Source organism: Pantoea rodasii (assembly GCF_002095465.1).
In the GTDB taxonomy this organism is placed as follows: domain Bacteria; phylum Pseudomonadota; class Gammaproteobacteria; order Enterobacterales; family Enterobacteriaceae; genus Pantoea; species Pantoea rodasii.
In genome coordinates, this window is sequence record NZ_MLFP01000004.1 from 176,684 (window position 1) to 191,749 (window position 15,066).

Below are 15,066 nucleotides of genomic sequence, written 5' to 3' on the forward strand. Positions count from 1 at the left end.
CCTGAATCCAGCTCAGGATTCAGGGAAAGCCTGCGCACGAGGCTGGGCGGGAGGAGAGATCTTCCCGCTTTAACCTATTTCCCGCGCATTGCGGTGACATCCACCTGCCAGATTTTCAGTTTGTTATACAACGCAGTGCGCGAGATCCCGAGCAGCTGTGCCGACTGGCGCAGGTTGCCTTTCTGCTCGCTCACCACCTGCAACACATGCTGGCGCTCATTCTCTTGCAGCGAGGTTAAGGTGCTGGATTCAGACGGAAGCGCCCGCTGCGTCATTTCCTCTGGCAAATCCAGGGTGCCAATCTCCAGCCCTTCACACAAATTCACCATACGTTCGACCAGATTCTCCAGCTCACGTACGTTGCCGGGCCAATGCCATGCCTGCAAACAGCTCATCGCTTCTGACGATACCTGCGGCGCGATGCGTTTTAATCGGGTACAGAGCGCCTGAATAAAGGTATTCACTAACCCCGGAATATCCTCCTGACGCGCGCGCAGCGGCGGAATTTCTAATGAAATAACGTTAAGCCGATAGAAGAGATCGCGGCGAAAAGCGCCTTTCTCCACCGCATCCAGCAGATTGCAGTGGGTTGCCGCGATAATGCGTACATTCACCTTAAGTGGATGAGCCGCGCCGATGCGCACCACCTCGCTCTCCTGCAATACGCGCAACAAACTGGTTTGTGCTTCCAGCGGCATCTCAGCAATTTCATCCAGGAACAGCGTGCCGCCATCCGCCAGCTCGAATTTCCCAGCGGACCCGCCCCGACGCGAACCGGTAAACGCCCCGTCGACATAGCCAAACAGCTCGCTTTGCACCAGGTCGCGCGGCAGTGCGCCGCAGTTGAGGGCGATGAACGGTTCCTGATGGCGCGGGCTGGCGTTATGTATCGCCTGGGCAAACAGCTCTTTGCCTGTGCCGCTTTCGCCACTCAGCAGAACCGTGCTGTCGGTACGGCTACTGGCCCGCGCCTTTTGGATCGCCTGCTGTACCCGCGGTGCGTGGCCGCGGATCATTTCAAAGGTATAGCTGGCGCTGACACCCATCACTCGCCGCGTGATGGCCCGAATGCGCTGGTTCTCACGCAGTGACAGCACGCGGCCGCCGTCCGGTGCCGGCATCAGGGAGATCAGGCAGGAGAGGGGATGCACGCCATCCGGCATAAACTGCAGCTCGCGGTCGTTGCAGAACGGCATGGTCAGCAGCGATCCGCCCTGTGGCTGGAGCAGCACATCGATCGGACCGGCCTGCGGATCAAGCCCCGTGAAGATCTGTCGCGCATAGCGATTCAGCGTTTTGATCTGTCCGTGACGATCGCAGACGATCACGCCCTCATTCAGCGTTTCGAGGATCGACTGCTGTTCCGCCAGCAAGCTGCGCAGCATCAGCTGTTGTCCCACCGCTTCCGCCGCGGCCTGCACCGTGCCCAGCGTGTGCGCGTTAAAGTTATCGGGCGTAGCGGTGAGCGTCAGCACGCCCAGCAATTGGCCACTGGCATCGCGGATCGGGGCTGCAGCACATTGAAAGTGGCGCTTACGCAGCGCGATCTTCCAGTTTTCACCGTTCAGCACATACACCAGCCGCTGCTCGATCAGGCAACGCGCGGTGCAGTTGGTGCCGAGCACCTCTTCACGCAGGATGCTACCAACCGGCGTCAAATCCGCGCCGCAATAATGCAGCGTCACGCCCTGTGCATCCGTAAGGTTGATGTGGCCGTCCGGGTTATAGGCCAGCAGGTTCTCCATCACGTTGCGCGCCACCACAATCAGCTCGGCATTGTGCGCAAGAATGGCGGCCAGCTCATCGGTGGGCGGCGAGGTGTAGACAAAGGTATGAGGATCAATGGCGCGCTGCTGCGATCGCTGCCATGACTGCAATATGCTGCGCCGCATCCAGCCCGGCTGTTCACCCCGTTCAAAGCTGTGCCAGCCCTGCCACAGCAGCGTATTCCATTCACCCACTTCAGCCGCGTCCGGCAGGCTGAAAATCGGATCGCTTTCATCTTTAAACGGCAAACGCTCGATGGCACGCATCAGGCATTCCTCAAAAAGTTGGAGTGTCCATTTTATGAACATGTGAAGTTGACATGTAAAGTTTATGGCCAGTTTGCCGCGCAACGCTGTGTTGTGTCTCACATAAATAGGCGTTTTTGGTTGGCATCCGGATTGCAATGAAATGGCTATCTCTCCTGTCCCGAACGGACACATCCAAACAGTAAGGAATGATTTATGACATTTCATCTTCAACCGGTACGCGTTGGTCTGATTGGCGCAGGGCGCATGGGCAGCTTCCACGCTGAAAACCTGGCGTATCGCGTGCCGGGTGCCATGCTGGCGGCGGTGGCGGATCCGCAGCCGGGTGCAGCGGAAAAGCTCGCCAGCAAACTGGGCGTGGCAAAAGCCTACAGCGATTTGCATGCGCTACTGCTGGATCCGGAGATCGATGCCATCGCGATTGCGGCCCCGGCACGTACTCATGCGGAATGGGTGATTGCAGCGGCGAACGCGGGCAAGCATGTGTTCTGCGAAAAGCCAATGGCCATCACGCTGGAGGAAGCCGATCGCGCCATTGCCGCCGCCAAACGTGCGGGCGTGGTGTTGCAGGTCGGTTTTAACCGCCGCTTTGATGCGGGCTTTGCGGCGGCAATTGCGGCGGTGAAGGCGGGCGAGAACGGGACAACCCAACTGAGCCGATCGCTGACGCGCGATCCGGCACTGCACGATCCGTCGCGCATCCCGCAGTGGACCATTTACCTCGAAACGCTGATCCACGATTTCGATACGCTGCTGCATTTCAACCCTGGCGCGAAGCCGGTGGAAGTCTACGCCATTGCTGATGCGCTGGTGCGCCCGGACTTTAAAGATCACGGGCTGCTGGACACCTCAGTCGTGACGATTCGCTTTGATAACGGAGCGATAGCCATTGCGGAAGCCAACTTCCAGGCGGTGTATGGCTACGACGTACGCGGTGAGGTATTTGGCAGCAAGGGGATGCTGCAGGCGGGCCATATCACCTCTTCTAACTGCGTACGCTACAGCGCCAGTGGCATCAGCATGGAGACCTCACGTATGGATTCCGATCTGCTACGCGAAGCCTACGTGGCGGAGATGACCGAGTTTGCCCGCTGCATCCGCACCGGCGAAACGCCACGTGCCACCGGCGAAGACGCGCGCAATGCGCTGGAGATTGCGCTGGCCTGTATTGAATCGGTTAAACATAACCTGCCTGTCAAATTAGGAGCGCGCTAATGGCTGCTTATCAACTCTCGGTCTGTGCCGAAATGGTGTTTCTCGATCTGCCTTTCGTCGAACGCGTTAAACGCATTCACGCGTTGGGTTTTGGCGTAGAAATCTGGGGATGGGCCAATAAAGACATTGATGCGCTGGTGGCCACGGGCGCGCGATTTACCTCCATGACGGGTTATCTCACCGGCAATCTCACCGATGATGACGAGATCCAGCAACTGCTGCAGAGTGCTGAAGCCTCGCTGGCGGTGGCTGAACGGCTTAACTGCCCGGGGCTGAATCTGCATGGCACCGGGCTGGATGACAGAGGCTTGCCGGTCAAACCCGTTGAAGTGGTGACCGGCGCGATGTGGCTGAAAGCGGTCGATACCTTGCGCAAAGTGGCGCAACTCGGCGAGCGCGCCGGACGCGTGTTCACCCTCGAAAACCTCAATTTACCGGTCGATCATCCCGGAACCCCTTTTGCGCTGGCTGCCGATACGCTGGCGCTGGTGGAAGCGGTCAACAGTCCGGCGCTGAAGATGAACCTCGACCTTTATCATGCGCAGATTGGCGAAGGCAATTTGATCGAGCTGATTCGCCGCAGCGGGACTGCCATCGGTGAAGTTCAGGTCGCGGATGTGCCGGGCCGCCAGCAGCCGGGCACCGGCGAGATCAACTATCGCGCAATCGCGCGTGCACTGCAGGAAGTGGGTTACAGCGGCACGGTGGCGATGGAGGGCTGGGCCAGCGGTGACAGCACGGCCGCGCTGCAACAGTTCCGCGATCACTTCACGATTTAAGCGTTTTACCGCCGGGTATTTGCCTGTTGCCCGGCGTCATAACAATAAAACCTCAACCTACAGGAATCACCTCATGACTATCCGAAACATCATGCTTTGTCTGTGCTCACTGCTGCTGAGTCTGAGTGTCAGCGCCAAAACCTTCACCGTTGGCGTCGCGCTGGCCAACTTCGACCTTAACTTTGTCTCGATTCTGCGCACGCAGATGCAGGAGGAGTTAAAGGCCAATCAACTCAACAGCCAGTTTGTTGATGCTAAAGGGGATGTGGCATTGCAGGTGCAGCAGGTCGATGATTTTATCAATCAGGGCGTTGACGCCATCATCCTCAATCCGGTCGATACACAAGGTGTCTTGCCGATGATTACCGCTGCGAAAAAGGCCAATATTCCGCTGATTTTCGTCAATCGTAAGCCCGAAGTGAAACTGCCGGCTGACATGGCCTATGTCGGTTCCGATTCGGCATTAGGCGGTGAAATGCAGATGGAAGCGTTAGCGAAGAAAATGAATTACAAAGGCAATGTGGCGATTCTGATGGGCGCACTGTCGAATGAGGAAGCGCGCGAGCGCACCCGTGCGGTAGAAGCGGTGATCGCCAAATACAAAGGTATGAAGGTGGTAGAGAAGCAGACCGCCAAATGGCAGCGTAATGAAGCGGTGGATGTGGTATCGAGCTGGCTGCTGAATCAGCGCCCGATCGATGCGATTGCCGCCAATAACGACGAAATGGCGATTGGGGCCATCATGGCACTCAGTCAGGCTAAAAATGACAAAATCCTGGTGGCGGGAATTGATGGTACGCCCGACGGCCAGCAGTTTGTGAAAAACGGCAAGATGGTTTTGACCATTTTCCAGGATGCCAAAGGTCAGGCAATCGGTGCGGTGCAGGTGACGAAAGCGCTGCTGGATAAGCAGAAAGTGCAGGAGTACAACTGGGTGCCGTATCAGACCATTACACCGGATAACTACGCGCAGTTTGCTGCGAAATAAGTTCTGCTTCCTCTTTACAAGGATGTAAGAGGAGGCGTTTCAGAATCATCAATTCAGTCAGTTACCCTCGATCTTCCTTCCCCACGATATATGTTATCTGAATAGCCTATCCAGCCAAAGTCATCAGCGCTATTGATTGCGCCTACTGGACGTTTATCAATGAGTGCGGCATTATCAGCGTCAATTGATGATATCCCGTTAGGTAAAGGATGATGAAGCAGCATTACTGTGTCATCTTCATAACAAAGATATCAAACCGTTAAGGTGGATAACATAAAGTAAAATCAGTATTACTCTAGGATTTTACTTAAATTAAGTGGTTATGTATCAGGTTATTGAGGCTGAATAAATTTTGCGTATATTAATGTCAATGATGGATAGGAAAAATGTGAGTTTGTTATTGCCCTGGTTGGCATTCTCTACTCTTATTTGCATTCTTCCGATTGCCTTTCTTTTCGAAAAGGGCGGTCGAGTGTTATTTTATTATTGCGCTTATTTTTCATTGACCGGCGTGGTGATTGAGTTATGTAAAAGAAGACCGATAATACTCACAGACCGTAAAGCCTTAGCAATACTTTCGCTAGGGTTGGTCTATGTCGGTTGGTCTCTATTTTTTCAGTATTACGACCATACACATGATGGGTTGTATTATACTGCTGCAAAGCGATTTGCACTGGGTTATATTATAGCTGTTTACATTATGCATATTTCACATGCAGGTTATATTGATAAAAAACAGATGGTGAAATGTGCTCTTGTTTCTCTATCCCTGACGTTTTTAACAGCAAGTTGTTTCGCAACATTTCAGTCATTTACATCGAATGAACGGATTGTATTAGGCATCAATCGGGCCACGATGACAGCCTATGCTTATTCCGCAGTGGTTCTTTCATTGATCTATTTAATTTTAAATCTTCCAGAGACTAAACTAAAGAAATTTTGTTTTTTAATTGTGTCAATCGTTTCATTGTACGTTATTATGTTGACGCAAACACGATCTGCCATGGTTATTCATACGTTATTTTTGGCCATTATGACCTTCAGGCTTTTTGCGGTGACACGTAATGTCAGATTCATCGGTTGCATAGCAGTATTATTGTTAGTGGCCATTGGATTTAGCTACAAGGTGGTTGAAGTCCGTGTTGAATCAACGGTTAATGAATATAATGATTATCAGCATGGCAATGATAAAACATCGCTCGGCTCACGCTTTACCATGTGGAAAACAGGAATTTTAGCCTTTGAACATTCGCCGTTTGGTCAGACGCAGGATCAAAGAAATAAATTCATCACTACGTATCTCAATGAGCATCACCAATCTGATTCATGGGCATTAATTTATATTAATGTTCATTTGCATAATGAGTTTATTCAATTTGCGTCAATCTTCGGTGTAATGGGTGTGTTTGTATTACTGTATTTCTTTTATACATTTATTATTTTAGAAATTAAAAATGGTCGTAAGCTGACTCCGCTAGCAATAGCCAGTATTGCAATTCTACTATACGGTATGACAGATGTATTGCTCACGTCCGTTGAATTCATTGCAATGTTTAGTGTTTTAGTGGTTTTACTTTCATTGATCGAGAGTGACGAATCGTACAGTAAAGACCAGAAGCGATAAGAGTATCGTGCCTACTATATAGTTCCTTTCAGTTTCATTTTAAAATATTTTCTCTTAATGCTGGTTCTGACCTTGGAATCAGCAAGAAAAGAGATAACCGGTATCTTACTAATTGCGGTTTTAACTATCTCTTTTTCATTTTCATTTTTAATGATTGGATAATATTTGTGCACGATATTGATCCAATGACAGGAAAGAAGATTTCGATATTGATCCTGAAAAATCTCATCCATTCTTTGTGTTGCAAAGATAAGCATGGATACTTTTTCGGCATCCAAATCGCTCGATAAGCTTTGCGCTCTCTTAAAATAAAGATACGGGCTCTGACTCGCGTAGAGAATGTGATGGCTTGCATTCAGGACGGAGGGGAAGAGGTAAGCATCTTCATAGCAAGAAAAATCTGGAAAATGATTATGTTCCAGAATTTCTCTCTTAATAAATTGCCCGATAAAATGAGCCTGCAAATCACGGTGAATAAGAAACTTCTCAATGGTTTGATGCTGAGTTAATGACGTAGTCGTCAGACCATGCCATTTATTTATATGTTTTTTATTCTCATAAACTTCATTGAGTGCAGCGAGCAAGGCATCTGGCTGCTCTTTTTTAGGCAGTCAACAATATCTGATAACGAATTTTTTAACAGAAGATCATCACCATCTAGCATAGTGACATACTGTCCGCGGCACTGACTCACTGCAAAATTTCTAACCTTGCCAATATTTCTCAAGGACACATCAAATGCACGTGCATGTGGGTGTTTGCTGGCAAAGTCGTGAAGGATTTCACTGGTTTTATCAGAGGACGCATCATTGACAAGAATGATCTCAACTGAATCCTGCACCCCGATGCAGGCATTCTTTAAGCTCCCTAACGTGTCTGGAAGAAATTTTTCACAATTATACGCTGTGAGCAAGACACTAATAACGTAAGGAGAAGCCATAATTATCCGCGATCTTTTATAAGAGACATCACGTTTAATATTACTATAGGTCCACTATAAGGAGTGAGAGAATTCGCGTAGCAGCTCAAATATTGCAGAAAGTCAGAATAATACGAACGATGACCTCTCATTAAGCCCAACGGCAGGATTTTTTTGTATCGAAAGCGAAATCGATCACATTTACTGACTTAACCTATTAACAAAACTAAATTTTCTCCAGCTGCTGTCGATAAATTATCCATTCAGTCCGTGCGCTTTGCCCTGCAGTGATGGGGCGCTTTGATCAACCTCTGTGTGGAAAATTTCATGATCGCAACGCCCTTGTCAGGCCCGGACGCTGTGCCGGTAGAGATGGTTTCGCTGCGACGTATCGCTCAGCGCGCAGATAGCCTTGCCGTCATGCTCAACTGGGGCTTATGGCTGATTGCGCTCGGCGTGGGGTGGATGAATGACTGCACGCCAGTGGCGCTGATTGCCGGCCTGGCGTTGGCGCTGCTGTCGACCTTCTTTGGCACGATGATGCGCGGCACCCTGACTTCAAGGCTAGTGCTCTCTGCGCTGTTGATTGGCTGGGCGGGATTACTGATTCAACTCGGCGGCGGTGAAACCGAATACCACTTCTCAGTGTTTGTGCTGATGTCGGTGCTGCTGGCGTGGCGCGACATCCGCCCGCTGCTTATGGGCGCGGTAGCAGCGGCCACGCATCACGTCTTGTTTAATTATCTGCAAGAAAACGACCTGTTGGGTGTGGTGGTATTCCATCATCCGGGCTGGGATATGGTGCTGTTTCATGCCCTATTTGTGGTGGCGCAAACCGCTATCTTGCTGGTGATTGCGCGTCAGATGGCCGCCGATGCTCGTTCCGCGAGTGAAGTGGCGGAGCTGGCATCACAAATCAACCAACAGGCCGGATATCTGACGCTGAACGCAGATACGCAGCAGAGTGAAACGCCGTTCGCACGCACTTTCAGCACCACATTAGGCACCATGCATGGCACGCTCCATCAGGTGAGCCTCGGCGTGAGCGCCTTGCTGACGGAGTCAGAAAGTATTTTGCAACGCAACGCCGCACTGTCGACCCGCACCGATGAACAGGCGCAGGCGCTGGAAGTGGCGGCCAGTGCGATGACGGAAATCAGCATCGCCGCCAGCTTAACGCGTGACAAAGCGCAGAGCGCAAGCGAGTTAGCGCGGGATACGCGGGCGGTGGCCACGCGCGGAGAGGAAAATATCCAGTCGGCGATTGGCTCAATGTCCAAAATCAGCGAAGAGTCACAGCGGGTGAAAGTGATTTTAGAATTGATCGACGGTATCGCTTTCCAGACCAATATTTTGTCACTGAACGCTTCGGTAGAAGCGGCACGTGCCGGAAGTCAGGGGCGCGGTTTTGCCGTGGTGGCGAGCGAAGTGCGCAATCTGGCGATGCGCTGCGAGAATGCCGCCCGCGAAATTCGCCAACTGATGGATGCCAGCACCTTGAGTACCGAGCAGGGTACGGTGCAGATTGAGGATGCGGCACAGACCATGCGTGCGATTCATAGCAGCATCAGCGGGTTGTCACAGCTGGTCACCGAGCTGTCTGAAATGAGTGAGCAGCAGAATTTGAGCATCGAGCAGATTCAGCAGAGCATCAACAGCATCGATCACAGCGTGCATCACAACGTTCAGCACGTGGCCGAAACCTTGCAGGTGGCGCATCAGCAGCAACAACAGGCGAACCAGTTGCAGCAGGCGATTGCATTATTCAGATTGGATTGAAACTTGGTGAGACGCGCAAATCACCACTGCTTTGACTGATAGGGCGCACCGAAGTGCGCCCCTTTGGCAGGTTAAGCCACACCCTTGACCAGCAGCACGCGATAGTTCGCGCCTTTGACCCGATGGGCTTTTGCTTCCTGATACGCCGGGCTGTGATACCAGGCTTTTGCTGCATCAATATCCGCAAACTCCAGCACCACTACGCCTTCCGCATCGCGGCCTTCCAGTACTTCAAGATCGCCATAAAACGCCAGCGGCGTGATCTGATGATCGCCGCGTGCCTCACCGGCTTTCTGCGCGTAAGTCGCCAGTTCATCTTTATCCAGCGTTTCGTCTTTAATCATCACCACATAAGCGGCCATTACTGTTCTCCTCGCGCCTGACGTTTGTCTTCAGTGTTGGTATCGAAATCAGAAGCATCGTGGCGCTCCAGCAGTTGATCCTGCGGCTCGGCACCAAACGCCTTATTCACTTTGCGACCCCGGATCACCGCTGGACGTTCAGCGATTTCTTTGGCCCAGCGCACCACGTTCTTATAGGACTGCACATCAAGGAACTCGCCGCCGCCGTAAATATTGTTCAGCACCAGGTTGCCGTACCACGGCCAGGTGGCGATATCGGCGATGGTGTATTCCTCACCGGCGAGGAAACGGTTATTCGCGAGCTGACGATCCAGCACATCCAGCTGACGCTTGGCTTCCAGCGTGAAGCGGTTGACGGCGTATTCGATTTTTTCTGGCGCGTAGAAATAGAAGTGACCGTAGCCGCCGCCCAGATAAGGCGCAGAACCCTGCAGCCAGAACAGCCAGTTCAGGGTTTCAGTACGACCGGCCACATCGGCAGGAATGAAGTGACCAAACTTCTCAGCCAGATACAGCAGGATGTTGCCTGATTCGAACACGCGCAGCGGTGGTGTGACCGAGTGATCGCTGAGTGCAGGGATTTTAGAGTTCGGGTTCACGTCAACGAAGCCGCTGGAGAACTGATCGCCATCACCGATGCGAATCAGCCAGGCATCGTATTCGGCCTCTTTAGCGCCAACCGCCAGCAATTCTTCCAACAGGATGGTGACCTTCTGGCCGTTCGGGGTGCCGAGCGAATAGAGCTGCAGCGGGTGTTTGCCGACCGGCAGGGTTTTATCATGCGTCGGCCCGGCGAACGGACGGTTGGTTTTCGCGCCGTTACCTTTGGCTTCCGGGTCCCAGGTCCAGACTTTCGCGGGCTGATACTGATTTTCCGACATAGTGATTTCGCCTTGTTGTGATTGCGTTTTTGCTGCTACTGAGTGTAGCAGCGACAGATGAAGGCGATTTAACCGCGCTGGCGGTGAGATGCAAAGCGTGATTATGTGAAGTTTTCTTGCGTAAACAGCATAAAGTCCACTTTGCCGGACTGATAGGTATCGGGTTGTTCACCGTCTTCGAGGTGTTTTAGCAGCAGCGTCAGCGCCAGCTGGGCGTGACGCAGGGTATTTTGATCGAGTGTTAACGTCAGCACGCGCTTCTCAAAAAGCTGGCGCGTGGTGGCATAGAGTTCATGCGTCATATACACCACTTTGCCGCCGAGTCGATGGCGCGCCAGCGCTTCGTGGATTTGCGTATTGCCGAGGCCGGTGTTGTAGAGTCCGACGATATTTTGCGATCCGGCCAGAGTCTTCTCCAGCAGACGACTGATACGATCGCGTTCATCCTGCCCGGCAAGAATTTCCCGCAACCTTAGCTGCGGAAAACGCTCCGCCAGCACCGCCTGAAAACCGTCAATACGCTGACGATGGGCCGAATAGTCGGCGCGGCCACTCACCAGCACCACATCGCCCGGTGCATTGATCATGCTGCCGAGCATCAACCCGGCGGTGCGTCCAGCTTTATACTGATCAATGCCAACATGGCACAAGCGCGCCGCATCGGGCAGATCGGTGACCATGGTGATCACCGGCACGCCGCGCGCCTGACACGCTGCTAAAGCATCATAAATCAGCGGATTTTCGTGGGCGAAAACGATCAGCGCATCCATCTTTTTACTGCTGGTGGCAATGTGCGCGGCCAGCTTCTCGGGTGCGTTTTCCGGGATCAGCGTGCGATGCAGGCGCAGACGGCGATAGCCCAGTTCATCAGCAAGACGGGCAAAATCCTGTGCCAGCTGCTGGAAGAAGAACGAACCGTTGCCGCTGAGCAGCACTTCAATCTGCCAGCTGTGGCGATGTTCTTCTGGCAGGATGCGCTTTAAACCCGCATCCCGCGCCGCCTGCAGGATTTTTTGGTCATTGCCGGGGACACACCACCGCGATCGTTTAATACCCGATCGACCGTGGCCACGCCGACCCCGACTTGCTTAGCCAGCTCCGCTAGCGTCAGTGCTTTCATCTGAGGTAATTCCATCAAAAACCGCGTTCAGCTAGCCTGCCAGAAAGCGCTATTTTGACAACATTGGCTCTTCCAAAATGTGAACAAAAGGAGCGTTAAAATGCGGACCCCGCAACGTTTTGCCTTGATTGGTAGTGGATTTATCGGCCAGGTGCACGCCGCGAACCTGGCGGCGCATCCTGGCGTGGATCTGGCGCTGGTGTGCGACATTGATGCGTCACGTGCCGAAGCGGTAGCGCAGCGCTATGGCGCGCGGGCAGCCAGCGTGCAGCAGGCATTGAACAGTGATGCCATCGACGCGGTGCTGATCGCCAGCGCCACGCCAACCCACGCTGAACTGCTGGAGCAAGCGGTGCTGGCGGGCAAAGCGGTGTACTGCGAGAAACCGATTGATCTGTCGTTGCAGCGTGCGCGTGAGGTGGTGGAGAAGATTTCCCCGGTGCAGGTTCCCGTTACCGTTGGCTTCAACCGCCGTTTTGACCAGAGCCATCAGCAACTTAAATCACAGCTGCAACAAGGGCTGATTGGCCGCACTGAACTGATTCAGATGGTGTGCCGCGCGTCAGAACTGCCGCCAATCAGCTATCTGCAAGCTTCTGGCGGTCAGATGCGCGATCAGGCGATCCACTTTTTCGATTTGCTGCGCTGGCTGACAGAAGATGAAGTCAGCACTGTCGGTGCGCTGGGCGCGGCGCTGGCAATGCCGGAGATCCGTGATTTTGATGTCGATACTTCGGTGCTGATCATGCGCATGCAGCAAGGCGCACTGGCACAACTGGATAACACTCGCCGCACGGCTTACGGCTACGACGAACGCATCAGCGTGATGGGCAGTAAAGGGATGCTGGCTTCAGAGAGCCAGTCAGCGCGCGGCGCCACGCTGTATCAGGGCAACGGTATTACCCAACCCGGTTTGTATGCCGACTGGTTTAGCCGGGTGAAAGAGACTTACTACACCCATCTGGATGCGTTTGTGCGTCATATCGGCGGAGAGAAAATCGATGGGCTGCCAGGATTGATCGACGGTCTGCGCGCGCAGGCGATTGCCGAGGCGGCACAGCAATCACTGACACGCGGTGAATTTGTGGAAGTGGAGTGGGTGGCAATTTAATAACAGGGCGCGGCACACTGGCCGCGCCTCAGCTTTACTTCAGTAGTTCACGCTCTATCAATTCCCGCGTTTCTACCGCCTGATACTTCATCTTTTCCGGATAACCAAACAGCGCCGCCGAGATAATCGACTCACCGCCAACTTTGTAGGTGCGGTTGGCGAAATCCATTTCGCGCAGCGCTTCAAACAGCGCATCAAAGTTCACCTCGCCTTCACCCACTGCCACGTGCTGATGAATGGTCGCATCAACGCCCGGTGGGTTAACGATATAGCGGCAGTGCTTAGTGTGGTTCATGGTATCGGCAATCAGCATATGCGACAGATCGTCGCCCGCGTAATGCAGCATGTTTTTCACATCGCCCACGCCTTTGTCGTAGTAGAAGGTGTGTGGCGCGCTGTAGATGTATTTAACGTTGTCGCTGCGGAACGATTTCACGATATCCGCCGTTTCGTTGCTTTGTTCGCAGAAATCCCATGGATGTGCCTGAATTTCGACGCGGATGCCTTCTCGTTCGAAAATCGGCAATAACTCTTCCATCGAGCGATAGAACATCTCTTCGCAGATTTCCGGCTCGTTCGGGTTGCCGGATAGCTCGGTGTTGATCACCTGCACACCCATCTCAACGGCGATTTCAATCATGCGTTTCCAGTTTTTCACCGCCGCCTGACGACGCAATTCGTCCGGGCCAGACCAGCGATAAACGGTGATAAACGACGAGATTTCCACGCCAGTCGCATTTAGCGCGTTTTTATACTCGCGCATGATTTCGCGACTGGCTTTTGGATGTTTATAGAATGGATTGATCTGCGGATGGGGCGACTGTTCGATGTACTTGTAACCCCATTCGGCCACCTGATGCACCATGCGCGTGATGCCCATCTCTCTGATGACATCCACATCAAAAGCGATTTTCATGTTGTTCTCCTGATCGTTAAGCGGTGCGCTCTTCATTAAACACCACACCGATCTGCTTCCTGACTTCATCCATGGCGTGCAGCGTGGCCAGTGAGGTGGCCAGCGGACGGACAGGCGAATCAAGCAGCCCCTGATGGATACACCAGGCGGTATGTTCGATTTCATGACAGAGCTGAATATAGCGATTTTTCGGTTCTTCCCAGCGCAGCGTGTGGCGGCCATCGCTGGAGGTGAGGCGGAAATTGCCTGGCGCATAGAACTGGCCGTCGATGTAGATCGTGGCATCGCGACCGGCAATCACGGCGGTGCCGGGTGTGTTGCTGAACAGCGTGGTGTTGAGCACCGAGTGCATGCCATTGCCATGGGTCAGCAACATCGACGTTTGGCCATTGACGCCGCCCGGTGCAGGCTGGCCTTTCGCCACAATGCTGTCGGGTGCGCCGCCGACCAGCACGCTAAAGCCGATCAAATAGCTGCCGAGATCCAGCATTGGTCCGCCCGCCAGATCGAGATTGAAAATGCGGTGATCCTGTGTGAAGTGTTCTCCATGATCGGCGATCAAGGTGTGAATATCGCCCAGCGCACCATCAGCCAGCAACTGGCGGATCACATCGTATTTCGGCGCGAAATCGCACCACATTGCCTCTACGCACAAGCGTTGTTGTTTGTGTGCTTCCTGCTGTAACTGCAACGCCTGTAGTGCATTAAGCGCTAGCGGCTTCTCAATCAGCACATGTTTGCCGGCTTGCAGCGCGCGCAGACCATCCGGGAAGTGGTGATTGTGTGGCGTGGCGATATACACCACATCGATGTCATTCCGGCTCAGCAGTGCGTCAATGCCTTCGACGGCGTGCGGAATATCCCATTTGCTGGCAAAGGCCTGCGCTTTTTCGAGGCTGCGTGACGACACGGCCACCAGTTGCTGCTGAGTATGGTGACGCAGCGCGTTGGCAAAATGGTCGGCGATCCAGCCGGGGCCAACAATGCCCCAGCGCAGCGCGGGAATTTGATTTTCAGGGTGACGGCGAGGTGCTGGTAAGGATGTAGGGAACATATCATCTCCGTTTTTATGGGGTACAACATCGCTGGGAGCCGATAAGGCAGATCGCTTTCACTATAGAAAGGCGCACCTACACCCTCTACCTCTTTGCTGATGGAAATCCATCAGCTCAATTTGCCAGGGTCAGGCAATTAGATATCAAACATTTATTCGGTATGGAATCTAAATGAAATGATCCATTTCATTTTTGCGAGGACGATCATAAGTCTGAAAGGTTAACTATCAAATCATGAGAGGAAATGCAGATTGGAGTCACGTCACATTCGCACTGGTCAGCAA

General features: G+C 53.0%; 13 protein-coding genes and 1 pseudogene. 6 read left to right on the forward strand and 8 right to left on the reverse strand.

The features are described 5' to 3' along the window. Nucleotides 1–74: 74 nt before the first annotated feature. On the reverse strand, nt 75–2,033 hold the full coding sequence (locus HA45_RS07260) for a sigma-54-dependent Fis family transcriptional regulator (protein ID WP_100704353.1): 1,959 nt from the start codon (nt 2,031–2,033) through the stop codon (nt 75–77). A gap of 195 nt (nt 2,034–2,228) precedes the next feature. On the opposite strand from HA45_RS07260, the gene HA45_RS07265 reads away from it, so the two are divergent. From HA45_RS07265 to HA45_RS07280, 4 genes are all read left to right on the forward strand, one after another. Next, entirely contained in the window at nt 2,229–3,248 is a 1,020-nt protein-coding gene (locus HA45_RS07265) for a Gfo/Idh/MocA family oxidoreductase (RefSeq protein ID WP_100704354.1), read from the forward strand. After that, entirely contained in the window at nt 3,248–4,027 is a 780-nt protein-coding gene (locus HA45_RS07270; RefSeq protein WP_100704355.1) for a TIM barrel protein, read from the forward strand. The genes HA45_RS07265 and HA45_RS07270 overlap by 1 nt, the downstream gene beginning before the upstream one ends. A 73-nt stretch (nt 4,028–4,100) precedes the next feature. Further along, nucleotides 4,101–5,015, forward strand: a complete 915-nt coding sequence (locus tag HA45_RS07275) for a substrate-binding domain-containing protein (RefSeq protein ID WP_100704356.1) — start codon at nt 4,101–4,103, stop codon at nt 5,013–5,015. A 388-nt stretch (nt 5,016–5,403) separates the two neighbouring features. After that, nucleotides 5,404–6,639: an O-antigen ligase family protein gene (locus HA45_RS07280; RefSeq protein WP_157811660.1), complete on the forward strand. Its 1,236-nt coding sequence runs from the start codon at nt 5,404–5,406 to the stop codon at nt 6,637–6,639. 14 nt (nt 6,640–6,653) lie between these two features. Here the strand turns inward: HA45_RS07280 and HA45_RS28035 are convergent, their stop codons facing one another. Both HA45_RS28035 and HA45_RS28040 read right to left on the reverse strand, forming a co-directional pair. Further along, the gene (locus tag HA45_RS28035; protein WP_244563418.1) at nt 6,654–7,223 is read right to left on the reverse strand and encodes a hypothetical protein; all 570 of its coding nucleotides are present in this window, start codon (nt 7,221–7,223) and stop codon (nt 6,654–6,656) included. Beyond that, a complete protein-coding gene (locus HA45_RS28040; protein WP_244563419.1) occupies nt 7,178–7,579 on the reverse strand; it encodes a glycosyltransferase family 2 protein in 402 nt (133 codons plus the stop codon). The genes HA45_RS28035 and HA45_RS28040 overlap by 46 nt, the downstream gene beginning before the upstream one ends. A gap of 306 nt (nt 7,580–7,885) precedes the next feature. On the opposite strand from HA45_RS28040, the gene HA45_RS07290 reads away from it, so the two are divergent. Beyond that, entirely contained in the window at nt 7,886–9,337 is a 1,452-nt protein-coding gene (locus HA45_RS07290; protein WP_100704359.1) for a methyl-accepting chemotaxis protein, read from the forward strand. A gap of 71 nt (nt 9,338–9,408) precedes the next feature. Here the strand turns inward: HA45_RS07290 and HA45_RS07295 are convergent, their stop codons facing one another. The 3 genes and pseudogenes from HA45_RS07295 to HA45_RS07305 form a co-directional block, all read right to left on the reverse strand. Then, entirely contained in the window at nt 9,409–9,699 is a 291-nt protein-coding gene (locus HA45_RS07295) for a DUF1330 domain-containing protein (RefSeq protein WP_045831881.1), read from the reverse strand. After that, a complete protein-coding gene (gene yghU, locus HA45_RS07300) occupies nt 9,699–10,580 on the reverse strand; it encodes a glutathione-dependent disulfide-bond oxidoreductase (protein ID WP_100704360.1) in 882 nt (293 codons plus the stop codon). The genes HA45_RS07295 and yghU overlap by 1 nt, the downstream gene beginning before the upstream one ends. A gap of 101 nt (nt 10,581–10,681) precedes the next feature. Then, nucleotides 10,682–11,700: pseudogene (locus HA45_RS07305) on the reverse strand (LacI family DNA-binding transcriptional regulator). Between the two features lie 100 nt (nt 11,701–11,800). Here HA45_RS07305 and HA45_RS07310 point away from each other — a divergent pair. Then, nucleotides 11,801–12,811 carry a Gfo/Idh/MocA family oxidoreductase gene (locus HA45_RS07310; protein ID WP_100704362.1) on the forward strand — a complete coding sequence of 337 codons (1,011 nt, stop codon included), beginning with the start codon at nt 11,801–11,803 and terminating at the stop codon, nt 12,809–12,811. A 34-nt stretch (nt 12,812–12,845) separates the two neighbouring features. Here the strand turns inward: HA45_RS07310 and HA45_RS07315 are convergent, their stop codons facing one another. Both HA45_RS07315 and HA45_RS07320 read right to left on the reverse strand, forming a co-directional pair. Beyond that, nucleotides 12,846–13,727, reverse strand: coding sequence for a sugar phosphate isomerase/epimerase family protein (locus HA45_RS07315; RefSeq protein ID WP_100704681.1), 882 nt, complete (start codon nt 13,725–13,727; stop codon nt 12,846–12,848). 16 nt (nt 13,728–13,743) lie between these two features. After that, nucleotides 13,744–14,781 (reverse strand): Gfo/Idh/MocA family protein, encoded by a 1,038-nt coding sequence (locus tag HA45_RS07320; protein WP_100704363.1) that lies wholly within the window; start codon nt 14,779–14,781, stop codon nt 13,744–13,746. Nucleotides 14,782–15,066 lie beyond the last annotated feature (285 nt).